General features: G+C 75.8%; 23 protein-coding genes and 1 riboswitch. Of the genes, 17 read left to right on the top strand and 6 right to left on the bottom strand.

Annotated features, from left to right (window positions below):
- The first annotated feature begins 74 nt into the window (after window positions 1-74).
- Window positions 75-524, top strand: coding sequence for an Hsp20/alpha crystallin family protein (locus tag P9841_RS10615; RefSeq protein WP_283318664.1), 450 nt, complete (start codon window positions 75-77; stop codon window positions 522-524).
- 79 nt (window positions 525-603) lie between these two features.
- Here the strand turns inward: P9841_RS10615 and metE are convergent, their stop codons facing one another.
- Window positions 604-2,955 carry a 5-methyltetrahydropteroyltriglutamate--homocysteine S-methyltransferase gene (gene metE, locus P9841_RS10610; RefSeq protein ID WP_283318663.1) on the bottom strand — a complete coding sequence of 784 codons (2,352 nt, stop codon included), beginning with the start codon at window positions 2,953-2,955 and terminating at the stop codon, window positions 604-606.
- Between the two features lie 8 nt (window positions 2,956-2,963).
- Window positions 2,964-4,019, bottom strand: a complete 1,056-nt coding sequence (locus P9841_RS10605) for a methylenetetrahydrofolate reductase (protein WP_283318662.1) — start codon at window positions 4,017-4,019, stop codon at window positions 2,964-2,966.
- Window positions 4,020-4,024: 5 nt separating this feature from the next.
- A riboswitch (SAM riboswitch) is annotated at window positions 4,025-4,121 on the bottom strand.
- 239 nt (window positions 4,122-4,360) lie between these two features.
- On the opposite strand from P9841_RS10605, the gene P9841_RS10600 reads away from it, so the two are divergent.
- Window positions 4,361-6,595 (top strand): putative phage tail protein, encoded by a 2,235-nt coding sequence (locus P9841_RS10600; protein ID WP_283318661.1) that lies wholly within the window; start codon window positions 4,361-4,363, stop codon window positions 6,593-6,595.
- A 247-nt stretch (window positions 6,596-6,842) separates the two neighbouring features.
- Here the strand turns inward: P9841_RS10600 and P9841_RS10595 are convergent, their stop codons facing one another.
- Window positions 6,843-7,733 (bottom strand): Gfo/Idh/MocA family oxidoreductase, encoded by an 891-nt coding sequence (locus P9841_RS10595; protein ID WP_283318660.1) that lies wholly within the window; start codon window positions 7,731-7,733, stop codon window positions 6,843-6,845.
- Window positions 7,734-7,912: 179 nt separating this feature from the next.
- On the opposite strand from P9841_RS10595, the gene P9841_RS10590 reads away from it, so the two are divergent.
- The 14 genes from P9841_RS10590 (at window position 7,913) to P9841_RS10525 (ending at window position 23,532) form a co-directional block, all read left to right on the top strand.
- Window positions 7,913-8,779 carry an IclR family transcriptional regulator gene (locus P9841_RS10590; protein WP_283318659.1) on the top strand — a complete coding sequence of 289 codons (867 nt, stop codon included), beginning with the start codon at window positions 7,913-7,915 and terminating at the stop codon, window positions 8,777-8,779.
- A 157-nt stretch (window positions 8,780-8,936) separates the two neighbouring features.
- Window positions 8,937-10,364, top strand: coding sequence for a Gfo/Idh/MocA family protein (locus tag P9841_RS10585; protein ID WP_283318658.1), 1,428 nt, complete (start codon window positions 8,937-8,939; stop codon window positions 10,362-10,364).
- A gap of 91 nt (window positions 10,365-10,455) precedes the next feature.
- Window positions 10,456-11,718: an ABC transporter substrate-binding protein gene (locus P9841_RS10580; RefSeq protein WP_283318657.1), complete on the top strand. Its 1,263-nt coding sequence runs from the start codon at window positions 10,456-10,458 to the stop codon at window positions 11,716-11,718.
- A gap of 8 nt (window positions 11,719-11,726) precedes the next feature.
- Window positions 11,727-12,662: a carbohydrate ABC transporter permease gene (locus tag P9841_RS10575; protein WP_283318656.1), complete on the top strand. Its 936-nt coding sequence runs from the start codon at window positions 11,727-11,729 to the stop codon at window positions 12,660-12,662.
- Window positions 12,659-13,558: a carbohydrate ABC transporter permease gene (locus P9841_RS10570; protein ID WP_283318655.1), complete on the top strand. Its 900-nt coding sequence runs from the start codon at window positions 12,659-12,661 to the stop codon at window positions 13,556-13,558. Before P9841_RS10575 ends, P9841_RS10570 begins: the two co-directional genes overlap by 4 nt.
- Before the next feature lie 47 nt (window positions 13,559-13,605).
- Window positions 13,606-14,628 (top strand): NAD-dependent epimerase/dehydratase family protein, encoded by a 1,023-nt coding sequence (locus tag P9841_RS10565; RefSeq protein ID WP_283318654.1) that lies wholly within the window; start codon window positions 13,606-13,608, stop codon window positions 14,626-14,628.
- Window positions 14,628-15,749, top strand: a complete 1,122-nt coding sequence (locus P9841_RS10560; protein ID WP_283318653.1) for a dihydrodipicolinate synthase family protein — start codon at window positions 14,628-14,630, stop codon at window positions 15,747-15,749. Before P9841_RS10565 ends, P9841_RS10560 begins: the two co-directional genes overlap by 1 nt.
- Window positions 15,746-16,756: a hydroxyacid dehydrogenase gene (locus P9841_RS10555; protein WP_283318652.1), complete on the top strand. Its 1,011-nt coding sequence runs from the start codon at window positions 15,746-15,748 to the stop codon at window positions 16,754-16,756. The genes P9841_RS10560 and P9841_RS10555 overlap by 4 nt, the downstream gene beginning before the upstream one ends.
- Window positions 16,753-17,538, top strand: coding sequence for an HpcH/HpaI aldolase family protein (locus P9841_RS10550; RefSeq protein WP_283318651.1), 786 nt, complete (start codon window positions 16,753-16,755; stop codon window positions 17,536-17,538). The genes P9841_RS10555 and P9841_RS10550 overlap by 4 nt, the downstream gene beginning before the upstream one ends.
- Window positions 17,535-18,959, top strand: a complete 1,425-nt coding sequence (locus P9841_RS10545) for a hypothetical protein (RefSeq protein ID WP_283318650.1) — start codon at window positions 17,535-17,537, stop codon at window positions 18,957-18,959. The genes P9841_RS10550 and P9841_RS10545 overlap by 4 nt, the downstream gene beginning before the upstream one ends.
- Complete coding sequence (locus P9841_RS10540; protein WP_283318649.1) at window positions 18,956-19,822, top strand: SDR family NAD(P)-dependent oxidoreductase; 867 nt, start codon at window positions 18,956-18,958, stop codon at window positions 19,820-19,822. The genes P9841_RS10545 and P9841_RS10540 overlap by 4 nt, the downstream gene beginning before the upstream one ends.
- The gene (locus P9841_RS10535; RefSeq protein ID WP_283318648.1) at window positions 19,819-21,558 is read left to right on the top strand and encodes a dihydroxy-acid dehydratase; all 1,740 of its coding nucleotides are present in this window, start codon (window positions 19,819-19,821) and stop codon (window positions 21,556-21,558) included. The genes P9841_RS10540 and P9841_RS10535 overlap by 4 nt, the downstream gene beginning before the upstream one ends.
- A 53-nt stretch (window positions 21,559-21,611) precedes the next feature.
- The gene (locus P9841_RS10530; RefSeq protein WP_283318647.1) at window positions 21,612-22,535 is read left to right on the top strand and encodes a dihydrodipicolinate synthase family protein; all 924 of its coding nucleotides are present in this window, start codon (window positions 21,612-21,614) and stop codon (window positions 22,533-22,535) included.
- Window positions 22,536-22,602: 67 nt separating this feature from the next.
- A complete protein-coding gene (locus tag P9841_RS10525; protein ID WP_283318646.1) occupies window positions 22,603-23,532 on the top strand; it encodes an SMP-30/gluconolactonase/LRE family protein in 930 nt (309 codons plus the stop codon).
- 26 nt (window positions 23,533-23,558) lie between these two features.
- Here the strand turns inward: P9841_RS10525 and P9841_RS10520 are convergent, their stop codons facing one another.
- The 3 genes from P9841_RS10520 to P9841_RS10510 form a co-directional block, all read right to left on the bottom strand.
- A complete protein-coding gene (locus tag P9841_RS10520; RefSeq protein WP_283318645.1) occupies window positions 23,559-23,936 on the bottom strand; it encodes a hypothetical protein in 378 nt (125 codons plus the stop codon).
- Window positions 23,933-24,142, bottom strand: coding sequence for a ribonuclease PH (locus tag P9841_RS10515; protein ID WP_283318644.1), 210 nt, complete (start codon window positions 24,140-24,142; stop codon window positions 23,933-23,935). Before P9841_RS10515 ends, P9841_RS10520 begins: the two co-directional genes overlap by 4 nt.
- Before the next feature lie 98 nt (window positions 24,143-24,240).
- Window positions 24,241-24,858 (bottom strand): DNA-3-methyladenine glycosylase I, encoded by a 618-nt coding sequence (locus P9841_RS10510; RefSeq protein WP_283318643.1) that lies wholly within the window; start codon window positions 24,856-24,858, stop codon window positions 24,241-24,243.
- Window positions 24,859-25,099: 241 nt separating this feature from the next.
- Between P9841_RS10510 and P9841_RS10505 the strand changes: the two genes are divergently transcribed.
- Entirely contained in the window at window positions 25,100-26,488 is a 1,389-nt protein-coding gene (locus P9841_RS10505; RefSeq protein ID WP_283318642.1) for an MFS transporter, read from the top strand.
- Window positions 26,489-26,580 lie beyond the last annotated feature (92 nt).

Here is a 26,580-nt window from a genome sequence, read left to right as displayed (position 1 = left end):
GGGTCCGTCCCGCCGGAGCAGCGCGATGGCCCCGGACAGGCCGGGGCCCGTCGGAGTCGAGGAGGTGACGGGCTGTGGCTACGCGATTCGACCCGTTCCAGGAGATGGACCGGCTCATGAGCCAGGTGCTCGGCTCGCAGCGCGCGGCGGCGTCCATGCCGATGGACCTGTACCGCGCCGGCGACCACTACGTCCTGCACGTCGACCTGCCGGGTGCCGACCCGGGGTCGATCGACGTCAACGTGGACGACCGCACCCTGACCATCCGCGCCCAGCGCACGGCGCGCACGGAGGACGGCGTGCAGTGGCTCGCCAAGGAGCGCCCGGTCGGCACCTACGCCCGCCAGCTGACGGTGGGCCGCGGGCTCGACCTGGACGCCATCCACGCGTCGTACGCCGACGGCGTCCTGACGCTGACGATCCCGGTGGCCGAGGAGGCCAAGCCGCGGCGCATCGAGGTCCGGACCGGTGAGACGCCGGCGACCATCGAGGCCCCGGCCGACGCCCAGCACGCGGACGCCTGACGTCCGCACACCGGCGCCCCGGTCCCGCGACGGGACCGGGGCGCCGTGCTGCGCGGCGGGTGTCGGCCCGCGCCGCGGATCAGACGGTGGTCGCCACCGGCAGCGTGGCGCGCACCGCGCGGGTCGCGGCCAGTACGTGCTCGAGCGACGGCGTGACCTCGGCGTAGCCGCGGGTCTTGAGGCCGCAGTCGGGGTTCACCCAGAGCTGCGCGGGGTCGATCACCCGGACGGCCTCGGTGAGCAGCTCGGTGACCTCGGCCTCGCTCGGCACGCGCGGGGAGTGGATGTCCCAGACGCCCGGGCCGATCCCGCGGGGGTAGCCCGCCGAGGCGATGTCCCCGAGGATCTCCATCTTCGAGCGCGCGGCCTCGATGGACGTCACGTCCGCGTCGAGCCCGTCGATCGCCCCGATGACCTCGCCGAACTCCGAGTAGCACAGGTGGGTGTGGATCTGGGTGTCCGGGCGGACGCCCGACGTGGCGAGGCGGAAGGACCGCACCGACCAGTCGAGGTAGGCCGCGTGGTCCGCCGCCCGCAGCGGGAGCAGCTCGCGCAGCGCGGGCTCGTCGACCTGCACGATCGCGGTGCCGGCGGCCTCCAGGTCGGCGATCTCGTCGCGCAGCGCCAGCGCCACCTGGTTCGCGGTGTCGGCGAGCGGCTGGTCGTCCCGCACGAACGACCACGCGAGGATCGTGACCGGCCCGGTGAGCATGCCCTTGACGGGCTTCGCGGTGAGGGACTGGGTGTACGTCGTCCACGGCACCGTGATGGGCGCCGGGCGCGCGACGTCGCCCCACAGGATCGACGGGCGGGTGCAGCGCGAGCCGTAGGACTGCACCCAGCCGTTCTGCGTGACGGCGAACCCGTCGAGGTTCTCGGCGAAGTACTGCACCATGTCGTTCCGCTCGGCCTCGCCGTGCACGAGGACGTCCAGGCCGATCTGCTCCTGGAGCTCGACGACGCGCCGGATCTCCGCCCGCATCGCGTCCTCGTACTCGGCGGCGGTGAGCTCCCCGCGGGCGGACGCGGCGCGCGCCACCCGGATCTCGGAGGTCTGCGGGAAGGAGCCGATGGTGGTCGTCGGCAGCACGGGCAGGCGCAGGCGCGCGGCCTGGGCGGCCTGCCGCTCCGCGAAGTCGCCCCGGTGGAACGCGTCCTGCGGCAGCGCGGCCAGTCGGTCCCGCACGTCGGGGCGGACCACGCCGGGCGCCTGGGCGCGGCTGCGGCGGGCGTCCGCGGCGGCGAGCAGCTCGGCGTGCACGGCCTCGCGCCCCTCGCGCAGCCCGGTCGCCAGCGTGACGACCTCGCCGACCTTCTGGTCCGCGAACGCCAGCCAGGACCGCAGCGTCGGGTCGAGCGCCGGCTCGTCGTCGACGTCGTGCGGCACGTGGAACAGCGAGGTGGACGTCGCCACGGACACCTGCGCGGCGCCGAGCGTCTCGAGTCCCTCCAGGGTCGCCAGCGCGGCGTCGAGGTCCGCGCGCCAGATGTTGTGGCCGTCCACCACGCCCCCGACCAGCAGCTTCGACGCGAGTCCGGGGACGTCGCCCGCCGGGGCCGCGCCGCGCACCAGGTCCAGCGCGAGGCCGTCGACGTCGGACGCGGCGAGCACGGGCAGCGCGTCGCCGAGGTCGCCGTAGGGCGCCGCCACGAGCAGGGCGGGGCGCTCGGCCACGGGCAGGTCCGTGGCGAGGGCGCGGTACGCCTCCGCCGCGGCGGCGAGCAGCCGGTCCGCCGGCACGCCCGTGGAGTCCGACACCAGTGCCGGCTCGTCGAGCTGCACCCACGTGGCCCCCGCGGCGGCGAGGTCCCGCAGCAGCGCCGCGTAGACGGGCAGCACGTCGGGCAGCCGGTCGATCGGCAGGAAGTCCTCCGGGGAGCCCTCCGCGGGCTTCGACAGCGCGAGGAACGTCACCGGCCCGACGAGGACCGGCCGGGTCAGCACGCCCTCGGCGAGGCCCTCCGCGAGCTCGCGGACCGGACGGTCGCCCGCGTAGCGGAACGGCGTCGTCGGACCGATCTCGGGCACCAGGTAGTGGTAGTTGGAGTCGAACCACTTGGTCATCTCGAGCGGCAGGTCGCCGCCCCGGCCGCGGGCGACGGTGGAGTACCCGGCGAGGTCGAGGCCGCCGTCGGCGGTGAGCAGGTCGGCGAACCGCTCCGGCACCGCGCCGAGCACCGCGGCGGTGTCGAGCACGTGGTCGTAGAACGAGAACGCGCTCGGGATGGCCGGCAGCCGGGTGTCGAGCCCGAGCCCCGCCAGCCGCTCGCGGGTGCGGCGGCGCAGACCGGCGGCGGTCGCCTCCAGCTCGGCGGCGGTGGTGCGGCCGGCCCAGAACGCCTCGATGGCCTTCTTGAGCTCGCGGCGCGGCCCGATCCGGGGGTAGCCCAGGACGGTGCCGGCGGGGAACGGGTGGGTCAGGTGGGTCATCTCTCGCCTCAGGTGGTCGGGACGGGGGTCGGGGTGGTCGCGGGGGCCGCGGGTGCGCGGGGCGGGTCGACCCGCAGGTGCGCGCTCGGGGCGTCGCCGCCCAGGCCGGCGCCCTCCAGCAGGTCGAGCGCCGGTCCGTGCTGGTTGAACGTGTAGAGGTGGACGCCGGGCGCGCCGCCGTCGAGCACCGCGTTCACCAGGTCGACGCCCAGCCGCGTGCCGAGGCGGTGCCGGGCGGCCACGTCCGCGGGGTCGCCGGGGTCGAAGACGTCGAGCCGCTCCAGCAGCGACGCCGGGACGGGCACGCCGGTCAGCTCGGCCACGCGCCGCAGCCGCGCCGGGTCGGTGGTGGGGATGATGCCGGGCAGGATCGGGATGGTGACGCCGGCGTCACGCGCCAGGGCGACGAGCTCGGCGTACGAGCCGGCGTCGTAGAACACCTGGGTGATCGCGAAGTCCGCGCCGGCCCGCTGCTTCGCGAGCAGCGCCGCGACGTCCTGCTCCCGGGTGCTGCCGGCGCCGGCGTTGCCGCGGGGGAACGCGGCGACGGCGACCGAGAGGGGCCGGGTGGCCGCCCGCACCGCCTGCGCCGGGCTGCTCGCGCACCGGCGGCGCTCGACGTCCCGCAGCAGCTCGACGAGGGCGCTCGCCGTCGGCAGCCCCTCGGGGTGCGGCTCCCAGGACCGGTCGGCCGGCGGGTCGCCCCGCAGCGCCAGGAACGACCGCACGCCCTCGTCGAGGAACTCCTCGATGGTCGCCGTGAGGTCCGCGCGCGAGCTCGCGACGCAGGTCAGGTGCGCGATCGGGGTCAGCGACGTCTCGCGCAGCAGCCGCCGGACGAGCTGCCGCGTGGTGGTGCGCGTGCTGCCGGAGGCGCCGTACGTGACGGACACGAAGTCGGGCCGGGCGGCGGCGAGCCGCTGCACGGTGGACCACAGCCGCGGCGCGGCGTCCGGGTTCCGCGGCGGGAACAGCTCGAACGACACGGTCGGGCGGTCCACGGCTCCGAGGCCGTCGGGCACGGCGTGCTCCGTGGGGTGCGCGGGTGCGTCGGGACCGGTCATCGTCAGCTCCATCGGTCCTGGCGGAAGCACCCGCACCCTCGGTCACGAGGGGGGTTGCTGCGACGTCGACGAGCCAGGTCTCTCGGTCGCTCTGGATGGGTGCGGCCACACTAGGCCGCGCCGGGTCAGCCGTCCACTGCCCCTGACACGTCACCGACCGGGGCGGGTCGGGGTCCGGACCGTTGACACCCCCGCGGGACGGTCCTACGTTCGGCACGTCGCGGCGCCCACCGGCGCGAAGCCGCGGCGGCGCCGCACCGGCGCTCCGCCACCGCACCACCCGCACGCCTCCCGGCACCTCCCACGGACGGTCCGCACCGACTCGTCCTGGAGGTCCTCGCATGCGCACCACCCCCGACGACACCGTCGCACCCGACCCGTCCGGCTCCGCCCCCGGCCGCGCGTCCCGTCGCGCGCTGCTGCGCACGGGGGGCGCCGGCCTCCTGGCGTCGGCCGTCGCGCTCGGCGCGGCCCGCACGGCGTCCGCCGCGTCCCCCGCCGTCCCGGCCGCCGCGCCCGCGCCCGCCGGCGGACCCGCCGCCGCCCGGGCCACGGGCGCCGTCGCCACCGTCGCCGAGCTCCGCCGCCTGCAGCCCACCGCCGGCGCCGTCGTGCTGGTCGCGGGGTACGCCGCGGCGGGCGACGGCGGCGGCATGGTGACCCGCTGGGACCCCGCGGCCACCGCGGACCCGAACGGTGGCACGGTGATCGCCTCCGAGCGGCGCTCGCGCGGCCGGTGGCTGCTCGTCCACGACGGCGTGCTCGACTTCCGGCAGTTCGGCGTCCTGGACGCGAGCACGCCGGCGGACGACGCGCTGGACGCGATGGTCGGCGACCCGGCGGTGCACCGCATCGAGGCCCGCACGGACCTCAGCTTCACCCGCCGGCACCGGTTCACGCGGTCGGACCTGGTGCTCGACTTCGGCGGCCGGCTGGTGACCACCGAGGGCATCGAGCCCGCCGCCGCCAACGACCCGTTCGCGGCGGTGCTGTTCTTCCGCGGGACCGTGACCGACCACGTCGTGACGTCGACGCTGCCGGACGCGCTGCCGGAGCTGGTCGACATCGTGCCCGTGCCGGACTCGGCGGCGTTCGCGGTGGGGGACTGGTACGCCGTGCAGACGGATACCCGCCCGGGCGGCGGCAGCGCCGAGCGGGAGCTCATGTACCTGGTGCAGATCACGCAGGTCGTCGACGCCACGCACGTGCGGCTCGGCTACAAGACCGGCTGGCCGCTCGCGGCCGGGCGGGTGCTGACGTTCACCCGGGTCGAGCCGGTCCAGCGGGTGACCGTGCAGCGGATGCGGTTCCGCGGGACCGGGACGGACCAGGTGACGGGCTCGCACCCGGTGGCCTTCGAGTACGCGACGCACTGCGACGTGCACCAGGTGGACGCGGAGCGCACGTTCTGGCCGGTGGTGATGCGGCGGTGGAACACGTCGTACGTGACCTCGCAGTGCTCGCTGGCCAACCCGGTGAGCGTGACGCTGGGCGGCGCGGGCTACCTGACCCAGCAGATCTCCTGCCTGTACGCGCACGTGGTGGACTGCCGGACGTCCAACGCCCGGCACCTCAACGACTTCACCTGCGCGGCGTACTCGACGGTGGAGAGCTGCCACGGCGACGGCGACGTGCAGGGCCCGTTCGTCACGCACGGCCAGTACGAGCACGACCTGACCTACATCGGGAACTCCGGCCTCATGACGTTCGCCAACTCGGGGGCCACCTGGGGCGGGCGGGCCAAGCGGATCACCGTGCGGCAGCAGGTGGCGGCGCTGTTCTTCGCCCGGGTCGGCGTGGTGGACCTGACGCTGGAGGACTGCCAGGTGGTGCGCGACCCGAGCATGCCGGACTACCCGTCGTGGATGTGGGTGAACGCGGACGGCCTCCAGATGCGCGGGTGCCGGGTGGACGGGCGGTTCCAGCTCTCGCAGGCCACGGACCTGTCCGCGCGCCCGACCGTGATCGAGGACTGCGTGATCGGCCTGACGGACCAGCTGGCGTCGATGCCCTTCGTCGCGGCGAACGTGACCACCCCCGTGCACCTGGTGCGGACGACGGTCACCGGCCTCGACGGCGGCACGGCCCTGTTCCCCGGGACCGGCCCGCTGACCCTGACGGGGTGCACGCTCCAGGGCGCGGAGGGCGGCGCGGCGCTCACGGTGGCGTCGTCCCGTCTGGTGCTGGACGGGACGGAGCTGGCCGGCACGGGGGTCCTGCTGGCCGGGACCTCGGACCAGGCGCTCGAGGTGACCGGCGGGACGCGGGCGACGGGGGCCCCGGCGTCGGGCGTGGTGTTCGGGCGGGCCGCGGACGGCGGGACGCTCTCGTGGTCGTTCGACGGGTACACGGGCGTCGCCGGGGACGGCGTCGCGCACGTCGTGCTGACGGGCGGGACCAACCACTACCGCGCGACCGGCTCGACGTTCGAGGGCGGCCGGCTGGAGCTCGCGGACGCGGCGTTCGGCCCGGGCTCGTCGCTGCTGCACACGGCCAACGTGGAGCGCGGCGTGACCCGGACGGCCCTCCCGGCGACGGGGGACCGCGTCCTCTCGGAGGGCAACCTGGTCGCCTGATCCCAAACGTTCGGCTATACCGAACAGCGGCAGGCTTTACAGAACCGTAACGCCCAGCCCTTGCCGCTCGCCCGGACGCGCGCTTCAATGAAGTGTCCGTTCGGTTGTGCCGAATGGCGTTTGGAAAGTGCTCTTGGCGGAGCGCAAGGCAGCACGTGGGGCCGCGGCCGGGCTGGACCGCACCCCTGGAGGGCAGCACCCCGACCGGGTGCTGCCCTCCGCCGCGTCCGGGCCGCCGAGCGGGAGGTCACGCGCACAGCGCGGCGAGCACGCGTACGGCGTCGACCAGGGCGGCGCCCGACGGCGCCACGGTGCCGCCGCGCACGCCCGCGAGGAACCGGGACAGCACCGGCAGCAGGTAGTCGGCGCCCAGCTCGACGCGCACGTCCTCCCGCCCGTCCGCCCCGGTCACGCCCACCTGGTACGGCGTGCCCGTGCCGCCCGTGCCGCCCGTGCCGCCCGTGCCGGCCCCGGGCGTCGCGACCGTCACCACCCCGACGTCCCGCCCGGCGGGGACCAGCGCCGTCCGGGTGCCGGCGCCGGCGACCACCGCGACCGGCCCGGACACCGGGTCGCGCAGCACCCCGAGGGCGGCCTCGACCACGTGCACGGCGGCGAACGCCAGGCCGCCGTGCGGGGACGCGGGGTCGGCCGGGCCGGAGGCCGTGACGGTCAGGCCGGACGGCGACGGGCGCCAGCGCGCGGCGAGGGCGCGGACGTCCGGGTGCAGCCGCAGGGCGGAGGCGCTGGTCAGCGGGACCCCGCGCGCCGCGGCCAGCTCCACCAGCCGCGCCGCGTCCTCCGGGTCGGTGGTGAACGGCTTGTCGACGAGCAGCGGCAGGCCCGCCCGCAGCACCGGCTCGGCGAGCGCGCGGTGCCCGCGGCCGTCGCGGGTGGCGAGCAGCACGGCGTCCACGCCCGAGCGCGCGAGCAGGGCCGCCGTGCGCTCCGGCGTCCCCGACCGGGTGGCTGCGGTGCCCGCGCGGCGGAGCGCGGCGAGCCGGTCGTCCCCTGCCGGCTCGGCGTCCGGGACGGCGACGACCGCGACGGCCACGCCCGGACCGAGCGCGCCCGTCCGGGCCAGCCGCAGCACCTGGTCGACGTGCGTCGACTCCGCCCCGACGATCCCCAGCCGCATCCGGTCCTCCCTGTGTTCGGGACGACCGAACACCCGCGCGACGAGCCGCGGTCGGCGCGGGCCCGAGCCCGACGGGCGCGCGCGGTCGTCCGCCTCGGACACTAGTCGGCAGTACCGAACAGCGGCTAGCCTGGCAGCACGGCGCCGGCGCGGCGCCCCCGGCCTGCAGGGGAGACCAGATGGAGCCGAGCCCGCCCGAGCCCGAGGACTCCCGGTACTGGGTCCGCTCCGTGGCCCGCGCCGTCGACGTGCTGGAGCTGCTCGCGGCCCGGCCGCCCGGCGAGGGCATGTCCGTGACCGAGATCGGCCAGGCGCTCGGCCTGTCCAAGAGCGCGGCCTTCGCGACGCTGTACACGCTCACGCGCCGCGGGCTGGTGGCCGACGACGGCGCGGGCATGTCCCGGCGCTACCGGCTCGGCATGGCGCTCGCGCGGCTGGGCTCGCAGGCCCTCGCGCAGACGTCCCTGCGCGACGTCGCGCGGCCGCACCTCGTGGCCCTGGCCCGCGCCACCGCGGCGACGGCCCGGCTCGCGACGCTGGTCCAGGACCAGGCGGTCGTCATCGACCAGGTCGGCGGCAACGAGCGCGTCCGCCTCGACCTGCGGATGGGCAGCCACGAGCTGCCGCACTCCACCGGCCTGGGCAAGGCGATCCTGTCGTGGCTGCCGCCCGACCAGGTGCGCGAGCTGGTCGGGCGGGTGGGCCTCATGCGCCGCACGTCGCGCACCATCACGGACGTCGACACGCTGGTCGCGCACCTGGCCGAGAGCCGCGCGCAGGGCTACGCGATCGACGACGAGGAGGACGCCGAGGGGGTGTTCTGCATCGGCTCGCCGCTGCTCGGGCACGACGGCGCGTGCGTCGGCGCGATCTCCATCACGGGCCTCAAGCTCGACCAGCCGGCGTGGCACTACCAGGAGCTCGGCCGCACCGTGCGCGACGCCGCCCGGCGCATCTCCCGGGACCTGGGGTTCGACCCGGACGCCCCGGCGGTGACGACGGTCGGCGGCCCCGAGGTGGTTGACGGGGCGGCGACCCCGGGCTAGCGTCCCGTCCCACTGCACGACCCGCCCCCAGCCCGGGAGGGTCGTCGCGACGCAGGCCAGCCCCCTGCGCTCCGCCAGACGGTCGCCCTCGACGGGGAGGACGACCGCCAGCACGGCCCCGACGCCACGACGCGCACCGCGCGGACGAGTCCACGACGTGACGAGTCCCCAGGCGGTCCGCATGGCAACGAGCAGCGAGACGTCCCCGCGCACGACGGGCGCGCCCACCGGCGTCCCGGCGGGTGCGGCGACGCGGTCGCCGACGGCACCGGCCGCCCCCGCCGCGCGGCCGTGGGAGCGTGCGCCGCGCCGCAGCACCGCCGACGCCGTCGCCGGGCTGCCCCCGGTCACCGTCGCCCTGGTCGGCGCGGGCAACCGCGGCCAGACCTACCTGGCGTGGGCGCGGGCGAACCCGGGGCGCGCCCGGCTCGTCGCCGTCGCCGACCCGCAGCCGCACCGGCGCGACCTCGTCGCCGCGGGCGACCCGGGCGTCGCGCACTACGACGACTGGCGGGACCTCGCCGCGCAGGGCCGGGTGGCGGACATGGTCGTGATCTCCACCCAGGACCGCGACCACGCCGAGCCGGCGGAGGCGTTCGCGGCGCTCGGCTACGCGGTGCTCCTGGAGAAGCCGATCGCCCCGACCGAGGCGGAGTGCCGCCGGATCGTCGCGGCCGTCGAGCGGGCGGGCGTGCTGTTCGGCGTCTGCCACGTCCTGCGGTACACGCCGTACACCGACCTGGTGAAGGAGGTCGTCGACTCCGGCGTCCTCGGCCGGGTGGTCGACGTGCAGCACCTGGAGCCGGTCGGCTGGTGGCACATGGCGCACTCCTACGTGCGCGGGCCCTGGCGGCGCGAGGACGAGTCGGCGCCGATGCTGCTGGCCAAGTCCTGCCACGACGTGGACTGGATCCGGTACGTGACCGGCCTGCGGGTCGAGAGCGTGTCGTCGTTCGGCTCGCTCACCGAGTTCCGCCCCGAGCACCGGCCCGCCGGCGCCGCCGACCGGTGCCTCGACTGCGCCCTCGAGCCCGGCTGCCCGTACTCCGCCCCGCGGCTGTACCTCGGCACGCTCCGCGCCGACGGGCCCGTCTGGCCGGTCACCGTCATCACGTCGCGCACCGACGAGCAGGGGGTCGTCGACGCGCTGCGCACCGGCCCGTACGGCCGCTGCGTGTGGGCCTGCGACAACGACGTGGTCGACCACCAGGTCGTCGCGATGCGCCTCGAGGGCGGCGCGGCGGCGACGTTCACCATGACGGCGTTCTCGGAGCAGACCCACCGGCAGACGCGGGTGTTCGGCACCCACGGCTCGCTCGAGGGCGACGGCGAGCGGGTCCGCGTCGTCGACTTCCGGGACAACACCGTGCGCGTCCTCGACACCGGCGCGGCCGGGTCCAACGCCGCGGACGGCCACGGCGGCGGCGACGCCGGCCTCATGGACGCCTTCACCGCCGCGGTCGCCACCGGCGACCGCACCTGGGTCCGGTCCGGAGCGGCCGAGTCCCTCGACAGCCACCTCGTCGTGTTCGCCGCCGAGCAGGCGCGCCGGACCGGCCAGGTCCGGGAGGTGGGCGCCGCATGACGGCCGCCGCCCGGGGCACCACGCACCACCCGCACGTCCCCCAGCAGTCCCTGCCTTCCCCCGACCCCAGGGTCCTGATCAAGGAGATGCGATGAGACTCGCGACGAAGTCGCTGGTGGCGGCCGGAGCCGCCTGCACGGTCCTGCTCGCCGGCTGTTCCTCCTCGTCCGACGGCGCCCCCGCCGGCGACGGCGAGGACGGAGCCCTGTCCGGCGAGGTCACGATGTGGATCTACCCGATCATCGCGGACGAGACCGCGCACCAGGACTTCTGGGACGCGCAGGTCGAGGCGTTCACGGCGGAGAACCCCGACGTCGACGTCACCGTCCAGGTGTACCCGTGGGCGGGCCGCGACGAGTCGCTGACCACGGCCATCGCGTCCGGCACCGGCCCGGACGTCGTGTACCTGATCCCCGACCAGCTCGCGACGTACCAGTCGTCGATCGAGCCGGTGGACGGCTACCTGTCCGAGGAGCACGTCGCCGACATCCTCCCGAACGTCGCGGAGTCGATCACGGTCGACGGGCAGATGCTCGGCGCGCCGCTGCTCACCAGCTCCAACCCGCTGGTGTGCGACAAGGCGGCGTTCGACGCGATCGGCGCCACCGAGTACCCGGAGACCTGGGACGACCTGCTGGACATCGCCCCGGACCTGGCCGAGCAGGGCATCTACGCCACGAACTACTGGGGCTCGCCCGAGGTCACGCTCAACATGACGTTCTACCCGCTGCTGTGGCAGGCGGGCGGCGACGTGTTCAGCGAGGACGGCACGTCGGTGGCGTTCAACTCGGACGCGGGCGTCGAGGCGCTCGAGTTCCTGGTCGAGCTGAACGAGGGCGGCTACCTGGAGCCCGACCTCATCACCACCACGCCGAGCATCGAGCAGACGGCGCTCGCGCAGAACAAGGTCGCGTGCACCTGGCAGTCCGGTCCCGCGGACGTCGAGGCGTACTGGGGCACCGAGAACATCGTCATCCAGCCGCCGCTGACCCAGGAGGAGACGATCGGCTACGGCACCGTCGGCTCGCTGTCGATGCTGAAGGGCTCGGAGAACAAGGACGCCGCCGGCGCGTGGATCGACTTCGTGACCTCGGCGGACCCGGTCACCGAGTTCGTCACCACCGCGAAGATGTTCTCCCCGCTGTCCTCGACCGGTGAGCTCTACGCGGACGACCCGGTGTACGGCGCGATCGAGAAGACGATCCCCGACACCACGGTCGGCCCGGTCAACGAGCACGCCCGCGAGGTGATGGGCGTCCTCGCCCCGGAGATCCAGGCCGCGCTGCTCGGGCAGAAGTCCGCGCAGCAGGCGCTCGACGACGCCGCGGCCTCGGCCGACGCGATGCTGGGCTGACGAAGGCGATGACCTCTGCACTCCGCGAGCCCGCCGCGGCGCCCACGCGCCGCGGCGGGCCCGGCCGGGCCGGTGGCCGGTCGGTGATGGCGCGCTGGGACGCGCGCACCGGCCTGCTGTTCGCCCTGCCGACGTTCCTGCTGTTCCTGGCGTTCCGGTTCGGTCCGGCGATCGCCGGCGTCGGGCTGTCGTTCTTCGACTACGACATCTCCGGCAGCCTCGAGTGGGAGGGCCTGGCGAACTTCGAGCGCATGGTCGGCGACCCGGTGTTCTGGCAGGCCCTGCGCGTGACCGTGCTCTACACGCTGCTGGCCGTGCCGCTGTCGCTCGGGCTGTCCCTGGTGATGGCGCTCGCGGTGCGGCGCCGGTTCCGCGGGGTGGGGTTCTTCCGGTCGGTGTTCTTCCTGCCGGTCATCACCTCGCTGGTGCTGGCGGGCACGGTGTTCGTCTGGGTGTTCTCGACCGACGGCCCGGTGTCGACGGTCTCGCAGTGGCTCGGCGGCAGCGGGCAGTCGTGGCTGTCCTCGTCGCTGCTGGTGGTCCCGGCGCTCGTGCTCGTGGGCGTCTGGTCGCGGTTCGGCTACGGGATGCTCATCCTGCTGGCCGGCCTGCAGGAGGTCCCGCGCGAGCTGGAGGAGGCGGCGCTGACCGACGGCGCCGGCCCCGTCGCGCGGTTCCGGTACATCGTGCTGCCGCACCTGAGGCCGTCGCTGTTCTTCCTCGCGGTCATCGAGACCACGGCCTCGTTCCAGGTGTTCGACCTGATCTTCGTGATGACCCAGGGCGGCCCCGCCCGCGGCAGCTACACCCTCGTCTACATGCTGTACGACCAGGGCTTCAAGTACGTCGACTACGGCTACGCCGCGGCGATCGGCGTCGCGCTGTTCGCCATGACGCTCGTCGTCGCCGTGGTCCAGCGACGCTTCCTCGGGAGGGAATCGTGAGCGCCCCCACCGCACAGGTCGCGGCCCCGCCCGCCGTCCCGCCGCCCGCCGCCGCGCGCCGCCGCCCGTACCGCGCCCTCGAGCCGACCCGGCGGGGCAAGGTCCTGCGCGGGCTGCTGCTGGCCGCCGGCTCGCTGCTGACGATCTTCCCGTTCTACGCGATGGTCGTCATCGCGCTGCGGCCCGAGACGGCCATCGACTTCCCGTCGTCGCTGCTGCCGTGGAACCTCGACACCTCGGCGTTCCGGGAGGTGCTGGCCGGGCAGGACATGCTGCGCTGGACGCTGAACAGCGTCATCTACTCCGTGGTGTCCGTGGTGGCGGTGCTCGTGATGGCCTCGATGGCCGGCTACGCGTTCGCCAAGAAGCGGTTCCCCGGGCGGGAGGCCATGTTCTGGTCGTTCCTCGCGATGGTGATGGTGCCGTACCACGTCACCCTCATCCCGACCTTCATCGTCATGGCGAAGCTCGGCGGCGTCGACACGTACTGGGGCCTGATCCTGCCCTCGCTGGCGAACGCCCAGGCGGTGTTCCTCATGCGGCAGTTCATCAAGGGGCTGCCGGACGAGCTGTTCGAGGCCGCGAAGATCGACGGCGCCGGCGAGTGGCGCACGTTCGCGACGATCGTGCTGCCGCTGTGCAAGCCGGTGCTCGCGACGCTCGGCACGTTCGTGTTCCTGTGGCACTGGAACGACTTCCTGTGGCCGCTCATCATCGGCAAGAGCGCGGACATGTGGACGCTCACCGTCGGCATCGCGTCGCTGCGCCAGCAGCAGGTGCCGCTCTCGGTGGTGCTGGCCGGGTCCGTCGTCGCCCTCGTCCCGATCTTCGCGGCGTACGCCGTCGCGCAGCGCTCGTTCCAGGAGGGCGTCGCGCAGACCGGCATCAAGGGCTGAGCCGCCGCCGCGACCCCCGACCCCGCAGACCCCACGGAAGGACCCGCATGTTCACCTCCGAGCAGGAGCTCGAGGACCGCCTCACCACCCCGTCGCCGGCGCTGGTCGCCGACCTCGCGCGCGGCGCCGGCGACCTGGTGGTCCTCGGCGCCGGCGGCAAGATGGGCCCGACGCTCGCCGTGCTGGCGCGGCGGGCGCTGGACGCCGCGGGCCGCGACGGCGACGCGGTGCACGCCGTGTCCCGGTGGTCCGACGCCGCGCAGGCCGACCGGCTGCGCGCGGCGGGGGTCCGTGTCGTGACGGCCGACCTGCTCGGCGACGACGACCTGGCGGGGCTGCCCGACGGCGCGGACGTACTGTTCATGGTGGGCGCGAAGTTCGGCTCCGCGTCGGCCCCGTCGTGGGCCTGGGCGGTGAACGCCGCGCTGCCGGACCGGGTCGCGCGGCGGTACCGGGACAGCCGGATCACGGCGTTCTCGACCGGCAACGTCTACCCGCTGGTGCCCGTCAGCAGCCAGGGCGCCGCCGAGGACCACCCCCTCGGGCCGGTCGGGGAGTACGCGATGTCCTGCCTCGGCCGGGAGCGGGTGTTCGCGCACGGCGCGCTGACCCGCGGCACGCCGGTGTCGCTGATCCGGCTGAACTACGCCGTCGACCTGCGGTACGGGGTGCTGTACGACATCGCCTCGACGATCCTCGCGGGCGAGCCGGTCGACCTCACCACCGGCCACGTCAACGTGGTGTGGCAGGGGTACGCGAACGAGGTCACGCTCCGCGCCACGGCCCACGCCTCGCCCGACGTCTTCACGCTCAACCTCACCGGGCCCGAGGTGCTGCCCGTCGAGCGGGTCGCCCGGCGCCTGGCCGCGGGTCTCGGCCGCGACGTCGCGTTCACGGGCACGCCGTCGGGCACCGCGCTGCTCAACGACGCGACCCGGTGCCTCGACCTGTTCGGCTACCCCGACGTCACCGCGGGCACGCTCGTGGACTGGCAGGCGGCGTGGCTGGCGGCCGGGCTGCCGACCAGCGGGAAGCCCACCAAGTGGGCCGTCCGGGACGGGCGGTTCTGATGGCCGCCCCCGCCGCGCCCGCCACCCCCGCCCTGCCGCGCGAGGTCGGCGAGCTGCTGCGCGCCGGCACCGTCATCCCCGCGCACCCGCTCGCGCTCACGGAGGACCGCCGCCTCGACGAGCGGCACCAGCGCGCGCTCACCCGGTACTACGCCGCCGCCGGTGCCGGGGGCGTCGCGGTCGGGGTGCACACCACGCAGTTCGAGATCCGGGACGTCGGCCTGTACGAGCCGGTGCTGGCGCTCGCGGCCGACACCCTCGACGACGCGCTGGGGGCCGGGCCCGCCGCCCGCCCGTTCGTGCGGGTCGCCGGGGTGGCCGGGCCGACGGCGCAGGCCGTGGCGGAGGCCGAGGTCGCCGCGGGCCTCGGGTACCACGCGGTGCTGCTCAGCCCGCCGCGCCCGGCGCCCGGGGACCCGCTGCTCGCCGACCCCGCCCGGCTCGAGGACCACGCGATCGAGCGCGCGGCCGCCGTCGGGGAGGTGCTGCCGGTCATCGGGTTCTACCTGCAGGCCGCGATCCGCGGGCCGCGGTTGTCGCTCGACTTCTGGCGGCGGTTCGCGGAGCTCGAGGCGGTCGTGGCGGTCAAGGCCGCGCCGTTCGACCGGTACCGGACCCTCGACGTCGCGCGCGCCGTGGCCGGGTCGTCCCGCGGCGCCGACATCGCGCTGTACACGGGCAACGACGACGCGATCGTGGCGGACCTGCTGTCCGACCTGGTGTTCGACGGCCCGGACGGCGAGCCGGTCACGCGCCGCGTGGTGGGCGGGCTGCTCGGCCACTGGTCGGTCTGGACCCGGCGCGCGGTCGAGCTGCACGCGCAGGTGGGCCGGGCCCGCGCGGGCGACCGGGAGGCGCTGGCCGACCTGGTCGCGCGGTCCGCGGCGGTGACCGACGCCAACGCCGCGCTGTTCGACCCGCAGCACGGGTTCGCCGGCTGCATCGCCGGGGTGCACGAGGTGCTGCGCCGGCAGGGCCTGCTCGCGGGCACGTGGTGCCTCGACCCGGACGAGACGCTGTCGCCCGGCCAGGCCGAGGAGATCGACCGCGTGCTCCGGCTGCACCCGTGGCTGTCCGACGACGACTTCGTCGCGGAGCACCTCGACGGGTGGCTGGCGTGACGGCGGTGCTGGTCGCGGTGCCGGCGGCGCTGCGCGGGGAGTTCTTCGACGCCGCGGCCGAGCGGGCGCTGGGCGACGCCGCCGCGGCGCTGGGCGGCGGGGTGGCGTGGCTCGAGGGCGGTCCCGCGCTGCTCGCGCCGGGTGCCGCCTGGCCCCGTGCGCGCGTGCTGGTCACCACCTGGGGACAGCCGCCGCTCGACGCCGGCCTGCTCGACCGGCTGCCCGCGCTCGGGCTGGTGGCGCACACCGGCGCGACCGTGCGGCCGTTCCTCACGCCCGAGGTCGCGGCGCGCGGCGTCGCCGTCACCCAGGCCGGTCAGGGCATGGCCCGGTCGGTCGCCGAGGTGGCGCTCGCGTTCACGCTGGCGCTGCTGCACCGGGTGCCGCGGTTCGACCACGCGCTGCACGCCGGCGCGCCCTGGGCCGAGGCGGAGGCGGCCCCCGCGCGGCACGAGGTGCTCGGCGCGACGATCGGCGTGGTCGGCGCCTCCCGGACCGGCCGGGCGAACATCGCGCTGCTCCGGGCGCTCGGCGCGCACGTGCTGGTCAGCGACCCGTACCTCACCGCCGAGGACGCCGGGGCGCTCGGGGTGGAGCGGGCCGAGCTGGACGACCTGCTGCGGCGCTCGCGGGTCGTCGTGCTGCACGCGCCGTCGCTGCCGGAGACCCGGCACCTGGTCGACGCGCGGCGGCTGGCGCTGCTGCCGGACGGCGCCGGGCTCGTGAACACCGCGCGGTCCTGGCTCGTCGACGAGGCGGCGCTGGTCGCCGAGCTCCGGACCGGGCGCATCGACGCGGCGCTGGACGTGTTCGACGAGGAGCCGCTGCCCGCCGGCCACCCGCTGCGGTCGCTGCCGAACGTGCTGCTGACACCGCACCACGCGGCGGGCACGGTGGAGGGGCGGCTCCGGCAGGGCGGCATCGTGGTGGACGAGGTGGCGCGGTACGCGCGCGGGGACGCGCTGCGGCACGCGGTGACGGCGGAGGACCTGGAGCGGATGGCATGAGCGGGGACGGCGACGGGGTGCGGTCGGCGCGGATTCGCGGGCGGTGGGCCGCGGGGGAGCCGGTGCGCGGGGTGTGGAGCACCCTGCCGGACCCGGTGGTGGCGGAGCTGCTCGGCGGCGCGGGCTACGACTACGTGTGCGTCGACCTGCAGCACGGCATGACGGGCCCCGGCACGGTGCTGCCCGTCCTGCAGGCGCTGCGGCACACTCCGGCGGCCACGCTGGTCCGGGTGCCGGGGCCGGACCCCGAGCTCATGATGCGCGCGCTCGACCTGGGCGCCGACGGCGTCGTCGTCCCGATGGTCGACACGCCCGCGCAGGCGGCGGCCGCCGTGGCGGCGTGCACCTACCCGCCCGGCGGCGTCCGGTCGTGGGGGCCGGTGTGGGGCGACGTGGACGGCGCGGCGCCCGCCCCCGCGGAGGCCGACGCGGCGCGGCTGGTCGTCGTCATGGTGGAGACCGCCGCGGGCCTGCGGAACGCCGCGGCGATCGCGGCGGTGCCGGGCGTCGACGCCGTGTACGTCGGGCCGAACGACCTCGCGCTCTCCCTCGGGCACGGGCGGGCCACGTACGCGACGTCCCCCGAGGTGCACGCCGCCCTGGACGGGCTGGTCGCCGCCACGTCCGGCGCCGGCACCGTGATGGGCCTGCACTGCGGGACGCCGGAGATGGCGGCGTACTGGCAGGCCCGCGGGGTGCGGATGCTGACGGTCGCGACCGACACCACGCTGCTGCGCACCGGGTCGGCCGACGCGCTCGCACGGGCAGGGGGTGCGTCGTGAGCGAGGCCCCCGTGCTGCGCGACGCCGCGCCGGCCGTCACCACCTGGACCCCCCGGGAGTCGTGGGTGCGCGCCGGCGTCGGCCGGGCGGACATCACGCCGCCCGTCGGCGTCCGCGCCCACAACTGGGGCGCGTCCCGCACCGAGGTCGCCACCGGCGTGCACCGGCCGCTGACGGCGACGGCGCTCGCGTTCCACGACGCCGGCGCCGGCCGGTGGCGGTACCTGCTCACGCTCGACCTCGGCTGGTGGCGGGACGCGGCGTCGTTCGCCCGGCTCCGGGACCCGCTGCTGAGCGCCCTGGGCGCCGGGCCGGACGACCTGCTGCTGCACCTCGTGCACACCCACGCGGGCCCGTCGGTCTCGGACCTGGGCCTCGACCTACCCGGGGCGGACCTGCTCGACGACTACCACCGCACGCTCGAGGCCGGGGCGCGGGCCGCGTGCGAGAAGGCGCGCGACGCGGCGGTCGACGCCGTCGTCACCTGGGGGACCGGTTGGTCCGACCTGGCCGTCACCCGGAACCTGCCGTGCGGGGACCGGGACGTCGTGGCGTTCGACCCGGGCACGCCCGCCGACGGCACGCTCCTGGTCGGGCGGGTGTCGCCGGCGGGGGGAGGCGCACCGCTGGGCGTGCTGCTCAACTACGCGTGCCACCCGACGACGCTCGCGCACCACAACAGCCTGCTGTCGCCCGACCTCGTCGGGGCCGCCCGCGAGGTGGTCGAGGCCGCCGCGGGCGCGCCGTGCCTGTTCCTGCAGGGCGCGTCCGGCGAGCTGTCGCCGCGCGAGCAGTACGGGCCCGGCACCGAGCAGGCCGACCGCAACGGGCGCGCCCTCGGTCACGCGGCGGTGGCGGTGCTGGAGCAGCTCGGGGAGCCGGGGACGCGCCTGCGGTTCGACGGCGTCGTCGAGTCCGGCGCACCGCTGGGCCTCTGGGTCCGGGAGCCCGCGCCCGCCCCCGCCGGCGTGCGGTGCACGGCGCAGACCGTCCCGCTCGCCGCCCGACCGGTGCCGACCGCCGAGCAGGTCGCGGAGCAGTGGGCCGGGATCGACCCCGTGGCCGCCGCCGAGCGCCTGCGCCGGGCGACCCGGCTCGCGGACGGCTACGTCACCGACGGCGTCGCCGGGCACCCGCTGTGGGTGTGGGGCCTCGGTGACGCCGTGCTCGTCGCGCACCCCGGCGAGGCGTTCTCGGCCCTGCAGACCGAGCTGCGCCGCCGGCACCCCGACCGCGCGGTGCTCGTGCTCAACCTCACCAACGGCCCGGGCTTCGTCTACCTGCCGGACCGCGCCTCCTACGACCGCGACCGGTACCAGGTGTGGCAGACGCTCCTGGCCCCGGGTGGCCTGGAGGACCTGACCGCCGCGGCGGACGCCGCGGTCGCCGCCCTGCCCCGACCCCGCGAGGTGACCGCATGACCGCCCCCGCCGACCCGTCCGACGTGCCCGCCCCGACGGCCCCGACGGCACCGCCCCGCCCCGGACGCTCCGTGGTCGTCACGGGCTCGTCCTCCGGCATCGGCCGGTCCATCGCGCTCCGGCTGGCCGCGGACGGCTGGGCCGTCGTGGTCGTCGGCCGGGACGCCGGGCGGGTGGACGCGGTCGTGGCCGAGGTCCGCGCGGCCGGAGGGACCGCCGCCGGCTGCGTGGGCGACGTGGCCGACCGCGACCTGCACGCGCGGCTGCTCGCGGCGGCGCTCGACCTGGCGCCGCTCGCGGGCTGGGTGAACTGCGCGGGCACCACGGTCCGCAACGGCCTGACCGAGCTGTCCGAGCAGGTGACGCTCGACATGGTCCGCGGGAACCAGCTCGGCTCGCTGTGGGGCTGCGAGACCGCCGTCGCGCACTGGGTCGGTGCCGGCGCCGGCGGCGCCGTGGTGAACATGTCCTCCGTGCACGGCCGTGCCGCGTACCCGGAGCACACGGTCTACGAGATGACCAAGGCCGCGGTCGAGGCGCTGACCCGGTCGGTGGCCGTGACGTACGCGGCGCGCGGCATCCGGGCCAACGCCGTCGCGCCGGGCGCCGTCCGGTCGCCGGCCCTGGAGGCCTCGTTCGACCGGGCCCCCGACCCGGCGGCCGCGCGGGAGTTCCTCGCCCGGCGGTCCCCCGCGCTGCGCATCGCCGAGCCGGAGGAGGTCGCGGCGGTCGTCGCGTTCCTGCTGTCCGACGACGCGTCGTACGTGTCCGGCCAGACGGTCGCGATCGACGGCGGCTGGACCGCGGCGCTGGGCGCCGACCCGGAGGAGCCGGGCGCGCGCCGGGTGGGGGTGGGCGCGTGACGCTGCGCAGCGCCGGCTGGTTCGCCGGGGACGACGAGGTGGCGGTGCTGCACCGCGTCGCCCTGCGGCTCGGGCCCGAGGACGCCGGACGTCCCGTCATCGGCATCGCGGACACCGCGTCGGACCTCAACCCCTGCAACGCCGGGTTCACCGCGCTCGCCGAGCACGTGGCCGCCGGGGTGCGCGCCGCGGGCGGCGTCCCGGTGCGGTTCCCGGTGATGTCGCTGGGCGAGGACCTCATGAAGCCGTCCGCGATGCTCTACCGCAACCTCGTCGCGATGGAGCTCGAGGAGACCGTCCGGGCCTACCCGCTGGACGGCGTGGTGCACCTGGCGAACTGCGACAAGACCGTCCCCGCCGCCCTCATGGCCGCCGCCAGCGCCGACGTCCCGGCCCTGCTGCTGCTCGGCGGCGCGCGGTCGGCGCCCGAGTTCCGCGGCCGGCCGCTCGGCGCGGGCACCGACCTGTGGCGGGCGCTCGACGACCGGCGCGCGGGCGTGCTGGACGACGCCGGCTGGCGCGGGTTGGAGCAGTGCCTCGCGTGCGCCGGGCCGGGCGCGTGCAACGTCATGGGCACCGCCTCGACGCTCGCGATGCTGACCGAGGCGATGGGCATGGCCCTGCCCGGCACCGCCCTGCTGGACGCCGTCGGACCCGCGATCGAGGCCGCCGCGCGCGCCACCGGCGAGCGGGTGGTCGCGATGGTCCGCGCGCAGGAGCGCCCCTCCGCCCGCCTGACGCAGGCGGCGCTCGACACCGCGACGCGCGTGCTCGCGGCGGTGGGCGGGTCGACGAACGCGGTGATCCACCTCGCGGCCGTGGCCGGGCGGCTCGGGCTCGACGCCTCGCTCGCCCGGTTCGACGCGCTGTGGCGGGACGTCCCGCTGCTCGCCGACGTCGAGCCCTGCGGGTCCGGCCTGGTGCACCGCCTGCGCCGGGACGGCGGGCTGCCGACGGTGCTGGCCGCGCTCGCGGCGGGCGGGCTCGTGGACCTCGACGCCGCGGCCGGCGACGGGCGGCCGTGGCGGGACGTGCTGCCCGCGTACCCCGAGCCGGGCGCCCCGGGCTCGCTGGTGCGCACGCCCGACGACCCCGTCCTGCCCGCGCCGACGCTCGCCGCCGTCTCCGGGTCCCTCGCGCCGTCCGGGGCCGTCATCAAGGTGGCCGCGGCGAGCCCGGAGCTGCTCGCCCACACGGGCCGCGCGGTCGTCTTCGACTCGTACGACGACATGCGCACGCGGCTGGACGACCCCGCGCTGGAGGTCGACCCCGGCGACGTCCTCGTGGTGCGCGGCTGCGGCCCCGTCGGCGTGCCCGGCATGCCGGAGTGGGGCATGGCGCCGATCCCGCAGCGGCTCGTCGAGCGGGGGGTGCGCGACATGGTCCGCGTCAGCGACGGCCGGATGAGCGGCACGTCGTTCGGCACCGTCGTGCTGCACGTCGCCCCCGAGGCCGCCGTGGGCGGTCCCCTCGGGCTGGTCGAGGACGGCGACCCCGTGCGGCTCGACGTGCCGGCGCGCCGGCTCGACCTGCTCGTGCCCGAGGCGGAGCTGGACCGCAGACGGGCGGCGCGTGGCGGGGCGGCGCCGCGGGCCGGGGCGACGCACCTGCGCGGCTGGCCGCGGCTGTACGCCGACCACGTGCTCCAGGCCGACCGGGGCGCCGACCTCGACTTCCTGACCGCGCCGACCCCGGCGCACCGCACCTTCGTCGAACCCGTCGTGGGCCGCTCGTGACCGCGCCCCGCGACCCCCACCCGACCGCACGACCCACTCACCGAGGAGACCCGATGTCCGCACCGCGGCCCCTGGCCGGCGTCCTGCCGGTCGTCCAGACACCGTTCGCCGCCGACGGGACCGTCGACGAGGCCGCGCTGCGCCGCGAGGTCGACTGGGTGGTCGACCAGGGCGCCCACGGCGTCACGACCGGGATGGTCAGCGAGATCCTGCGCATGACGTCCACCGAGTGCGCGCGGCTCGCCGAGGTCGTGGCCGAGCAGGCGCGCGCCCGCGGGGCGCTGTCCGTGGTGAGCTGCGGCGCCGAGTCGACGTTCGGCGCGGTGGCCGCCGCGCGGCACGCCGAGTCGGTCGGCGCCGACGCCGTCATGGCCATCCCGCCGATCACCGTGCAGCTCGGCGACGACGCGCTGTTCGGGTACTACTCGGCGATCGTCGAGGCCACCGGGCTGGGCGTCGTGGTGCAGGACGCGTCCGGGTACGTGGGCCGGTCGCTGTCGATCGAGCTGCAGATGCGGCTGCTCGACCGGTACGGCGACCGCGTGTACTTCAAGCCCGAGGCCGCACCGATCGGCCAGCGGCTGACGCTGCTGCGGGAGGCGACGGGTGGGCGCGCCCGGGTGTTCGAGGGCACCGGCGGCGCCGCCCTGGTCGACTCCTACCGCCGCGGGATCGTCGGCACCATGCCGGGGTCCGAGGTGACGTGGGCGATCGTCCGCCTCTGGGACCTCGTCGAGGCCGGCCGCTGGGACGCCGCGTACGAGATCAGCGGGCCCCTGTCCGCCCTCGTCGCGCTGCAGACCTCCATCGACGTGTTCGTGGCGGTCGAGAAGCACCTCCTGGTGCGGCAGGGCGTGCTCGAGCGCACCGACGCGCGGGCGCCGCACGGGTTCGTGCTCGACCCCGAGACCCGCGACGAGGTGGACCGGCTGTTCGACCTGCTGCGCACCCGGACGCTGTCGGGCCGCGCGGCGTGACGCGCGCGGCTGCGACACGGCCCGCCGGGACGCGCGGGCGTTCCCGCGTCGTGCGAGGCTGCGTGAGGTGACCGACCTGCGCACCGTGCCCCTGCCCGACCGCCGGATCGACGCCGCGGAGCTGGTCCCCCCGGACGCGCCGGAGGCGGTGGTGCTCGGCGAGGTCCGCGCCCGGCTCGGCGAGCGCCCCCTGCTGGACGCGCGCGACGGCTCCCTGGTCTGGGTCGACATCGACGCGCGGAGCGTGCACCGCTGGGCCGGCGGCGACCACGCGCGCGACGAGGTGGTCAGCGTGCCCTCGCAGGTCTCGGTCGCGTGGCCGGCCCGGGGCGGCCTGCTGCTCGCGACGGCCGACGGCGTCGGCGTGCACGACGGGACGACGCTCGGCCCGCTCACCCGGCCGGGGACCATGCCGGGGGACTACCGGTTCAACGACGGCGCGTGCGACGGCGCGGGGCGGCTGTGGGTCGCCACGATGCCGCGCGACGGCTCCACGGGCGAGGGGACGGTCTACCGCGTCGCGGCGCGCGCCGACGGGGCGCTCGACGTCACCGCGGTCGTCACCGGCGTCGGGTGCGGCAACGGCGTCGCGTGGAGCCCCGACGGCTCGACGCTGTACCTCACGGACTCGGCGACCCGGACCGTCTTCCGGGCCCCGTTCGACGTGGCGGCGGGCACGGTCGGCGCGTGGGAGCCGTTCCTGGCGTTCGCGTCGGACGGCCCGATGCCGGACGGCACCACCGTCGACGCGGACGGGTGCCTGTGGGTGGCGCTGTACGGCGGTAGCGCGGTGCTGCGGTTCGGGCCGGACGGCACGCCCCGCGGGGCGGTGCGGGTGCCGACGGCGCGGGTGACGTGCCTCGGCTTCGGGGCGCCGGGCACGGGGCGGGCGTACGTGACGACCGCGCACGCGGACGGCGACCCGCTCGCGGGGGCGGTGTTCGGCGTCGACGTGGCGGTGGACGGGCTCCCGGTGCGGGAGTTCGGGGAGGGCTGAGGCGGCTGCTCGGCCGGCCGAGCGGGTCAGCCCGCCAGGAGCTGGTGGGCGCGCTGGTGCGACACCCCGAGCACGGTCCCGACGTCGCGGACGGAGAGCCCGGCGTCCCGCAGGACGCGGGCGGCGGCGCGTGACTCCGCGGCTGCCTCCCGGTTCGCCCTGTGCGCCACCTCCCGCAGGTGTGCCGCGGCGCGGACGTGCGTGCCGACCTCGGCGGGGACTGCCGGCCGGACGTCGACCTCGACGTCCGCCGGATCGACCTGGGCGACGAACGCGATGGCCTCCTGCATCGCGTCGGCGGCCTGGTCGAGGCGCGCCACCTCCGACACGGCACCGGGGTGCTCGACGCACTGGAGGACCCACCAGCGTCGTCCCCGCTCCGCCGTGACCGTGTAGCGGGTCACCGCCACCACCCCTTCCCGAGGACTGCCGCGTACTGGTCGAAGAACTTCCGTGCCGTCACGTCGTCGATCTCGGTGTGACGGGCGAGCGTCGAGCGCACACCGCCGACGACGACGCCCGTGTGGTTGGTCAGCTCGACGACCTCGAACGACAGGTCGGCCTCGCGAGCTGCCCGTCGCAGCCTGCGCAGCACCGCTGTGCGCTTCATCAGTCTAGTCCTGTCCGGGGTAGACACTCAAGGCAATTGCTCTCTAGACGCAGATCGCGAGGAGGGGCTCCGCGCCGCCGGCGCCCCGGGACACGTCCTCACCCCACGGTGCGGGCGAGCGCGACGGGGCAGTCGGCCAGGTGGTCGTCGACGATCCCGCAGGCCTGCATGGCGGCGTAGGCCGTCGTCGGCCCGATGAACCGGAACCCCTGCCGCTTGAGCTCCTTGGCCAGCGCGGCGGACTCCGCGGTGGACGCCGGCACGTCGGCGAACGTGCGCGGGCGGGGCCGGGTGCCGGCGAGCGGAGCCGCGGACCAGAACAGCTCGTCGAGCCCCAGCCCGCGGTCGTGCAGGTCCAGCAGCGCCTGGGCGTTGGCGACGGCCGCCGTGATCTTCGCGCGGTTCCGGATGATGCCGGTGTCGGTCATGAGCCGCTCGACGTCGTGCTCGTCGTAGCCCGCGACGACGGCCGGGTCGAACCCCGCGAACGCCTCCCGGAACCCCTCGCGCCGGCGCAGGATCGTGATCCACGACAGACCCGACTGGAACGCCTCGAGCGTCATCCGCTCGAACAGCTCGCGCTCGCCGTGCACGGGGACGCCCCACTCCTCGTCGTGGTAGCGCTCGTACAGGGGGTCGCCGTCGCCGAAGCAGCGGCGGCCGACGGGGCCGCTGGTCGTGGTGGTGGGGGCGTCGGAGGCGTCGCTGCTCGTCATGCCGACACTCTGCCGCAACGGCCCGACACCCGGCGGTGGTGGTCCCCAGCCCGCACCTCCGCGGGGCCTGTGGACGGTCGGACGACCTCCCACCACGATGTGGACACGGCTTGTCTGACACGTGAGACGGCGTAAGGTCGCTCGGGCGCTGGAGCACCGACCGTCCCGCGAGCCGACCCCGGAGCGCCCCGACGACCGCCGGTGGTCCGCGCCACCCGGACCGTCGAGGAGTCGTCACCGCATGTCTGCCACCACCGCCGCCACCAGCACGCCGCCGGGTGCGTCCCGGCCGCTCAACTCGCCCTCCCGCGTCATCGCGGCGAGCCTCGTGGGCACCACGATCGAGTTCTACGACTTCTACGTCTACGCGACGGCCGCCGTCCTCGTGTTCCCGAAGCTGTTCTTCCCGACCGGCAACGACACCACCGCGCTGCTCGCGTCGTTCGCGGTGTTCGGCGCCGCGATGGTCGCCCGCCCGGTCGGCGCCGTGTTCTTCGGCCACCTCGGGGACCGCCGCGGGCGCAAGACCACGCTGGTCTACTCGCTGCTGACGATGGGCATCGCGACCTTCCTCATCGGCGTGCTCCCCACGTTCGGCCACATCGGCATCGGCGCCACCGTCGCGCTGCTGGTGCTGCGGCTCGCCCAGGGCTTCGCGCTCGGCGGCGAGTGGTCCGGCGCCGCCCTGGTCGCCACCGAGAACGCGCCCGCCGGCAAGCGCGCCTGGTACGGGACGTTCCCGCAGCTCGGGGCGCCGCTCGGCTTCATCATCGCGAACGGCCTGTTCCTCGCGATCAACGGCCTGCTGGGCGAGGGGTCCGAGGCGTTCATGGCCTGGGGCTGGCGGATCCCGTTCCTGTTCTCGGCCGTCATGGTCGTCATCGGCCTGTGGGTGCGGCTGCGCCTGGTGGAGTCCGAGGCGTTCACGACCGCCGAGAAGAAGGGCCGGCTGACCAAGCTGCCCCTCGGCACGACGCTGCGGTTCCACTGGCGCGAGACCCTGCTCGGCACGTTCATCATGCTGGCGACCTACGTGCTGTTCTACCTGATGACGAACTTCACGCTGACCTACGGCACCCGCGCCGTCGCCCCGGAGGACGGCGAGCCCGGCGGCCTGGGCATCCCGTACGTGCACTTCGTGCTCATGCAGATCCTCGGGGTCGTGTTCTTCGGCGTCTTCACGCTGCTCTCCGGGCCGCTGGCCGACCGCATCGGACGCCGGCGGCTGCTCATCTGGGTGACCTCCGGGATCATCGGGTTCGGGCTGACGTTCGCGCTGTTCCTGCCGCTGCGCGAGGACCAGGTCTTCACCGGGGCGCTCGTGCAGGCGTTCCTCGTCCTCGGCTTCACGCTGATGGGCGCGACGTTCGGGCCGATGGGCGCGCTGCTGCCCGAGCTGTTCCCCACGAACGTCCGGTACACCGGCTCGGCGGTGGCCTACAACGTGTCGTCGATCCTCGGCGCCGCGCTCGCGCCGATCGTCGCGCTCGCCCTGTGGGGCCTGGCGGACGGCGGCACGTGGCTGGTCGGCCTGTACCTGTCGGGCGCCGCGGTGCTGACGCTCGTGGCGCTGCTCCTCACGCGGGAGACGAAGGACCAGGACTACACGCGGGCGTCGCACGAGGGCTGACGCGGGCGGCCACGGCTACGTCCCACCCGCGAGGAGGACTCCGTGGCCGGCAGAGAAAAACCCGGCCCACGAGGGACCGGGTGAGTTATGGC

The organism is Cellulomonas sp. ES6 (assembly GCF_030053835.1).
In the GTDB taxonomy this organism is placed as follows: domain Bacteria; phylum Actinomycetota; class Actinomycetes; order Actinomycetales; family Cellulomonadaceae; genus Cellulomonas.
This window is presented reverse-complemented; position numbering and strand designations above follow the sequence as displayed.

Excerpts from the sequence above, each read along its gene's own strand:
- P9841_RS10510 (WP_283318643.1), bottom strand. The coding sequence starts at position 24,858 with ATGACGAGCAGCGACGCCTCCGACGCCCCCACCACCACGACCAGCGGC.
- P9841_RS10590 (WP_283318659.1), top strand. The coding sequence starts at position 7,913 with ATGGAGCCGAGCCCGCCCGAGCCCGAGGACTCCCGGTACTGGGTCCGC.
- P9841_RS10550 (WP_283318651.1), top strand. The coding sequence starts at position 16,753 with ATGAGCGGGGACGGCGACGGGGTGCGGTCGGCGCGGATTCGCGGGCGG.
- P9841_RS10530 (WP_283318647.1), top strand. The coding sequence starts at position 21,612 with ATGTCCGCACCGCGGCCCCTGGCCGGCGTCCTGCCGGTCGTCCAGACA.
- P9841_RS10560 (WP_283318653.1), top strand. The coding sequence starts at position 14,628 with ATGGCCGCCCCCGCCGCGCCCGCCACCCCCGCCCTGCCGCGCGAGGTC.
- P9841_RS10575 (WP_283318656.1), top strand. The coding sequence starts at position 11,727 with ATGACCTCTGCACTCCGCGAGCCCGCCGCGGCGCCCACGCGCCGCGGC.
- P9841_RS10595 (WP_283318660.1), bottom strand. The coding sequence starts at position 7,733 with ATGCGGCTGGGGATCGTCGGGGCGGAGTCGACGCACGTCGACCAGGTG.
- P9841_RS10600 (WP_283318661.1), top strand. The coding sequence starts at position 4,361 with ATGCGCACCACCCCCGACGACACCGTCGCACCCGACCCGTCCGGCTCC.
- P9841_RS10605 (WP_283318662.1), bottom strand. The coding sequence starts at position 4,019 with ATGACCGGTCCCGACGCACCCGCGCACCCCACGGAGCACGCCGTGCCC.
- P9841_RS10565 (WP_283318654.1), top strand. The coding sequence starts at position 13,606 with ATGTTCACCTCCGAGCAGGAGCTCGAGGACCGCCTCACCACCCCGTCG.
- P9841_RS10540 (WP_283318649.1), top strand. The coding sequence starts at position 18,956 with ATGACCGCCCCCGCCGACCCGTCCGACGTGCCCGCCCCGACGGCCCCG.
- P9841_RS10580 (WP_283318657.1), top strand. The coding sequence starts at position 10,456 with ATGAGACTCGCGACGAAGTCGCTGGTGGCGGCCGGAGCCGCCTGCACG.
- metE (WP_283318663.1), bottom strand. The coding sequence starts at position 2,955 with ATGACCCACCTGACCCACCCGTTCCCCGCCGGCACCGTCCTGGGCTAC.
- P9841_RS10515 (WP_283318644.1), bottom strand. The coding sequence starts at position 24,142 with ATGAAGCGCACAGCGGTGCTGCGCAGGCTGCGACGGGCAGCTCGCGAG.
- P9841_RS10505 (WP_283318642.1), top strand. The coding sequence starts at position 25,100 with ATGTCTGCCACCACCGCCGCCACCAGCACGCCGCCGGGTGCGTCCCGG.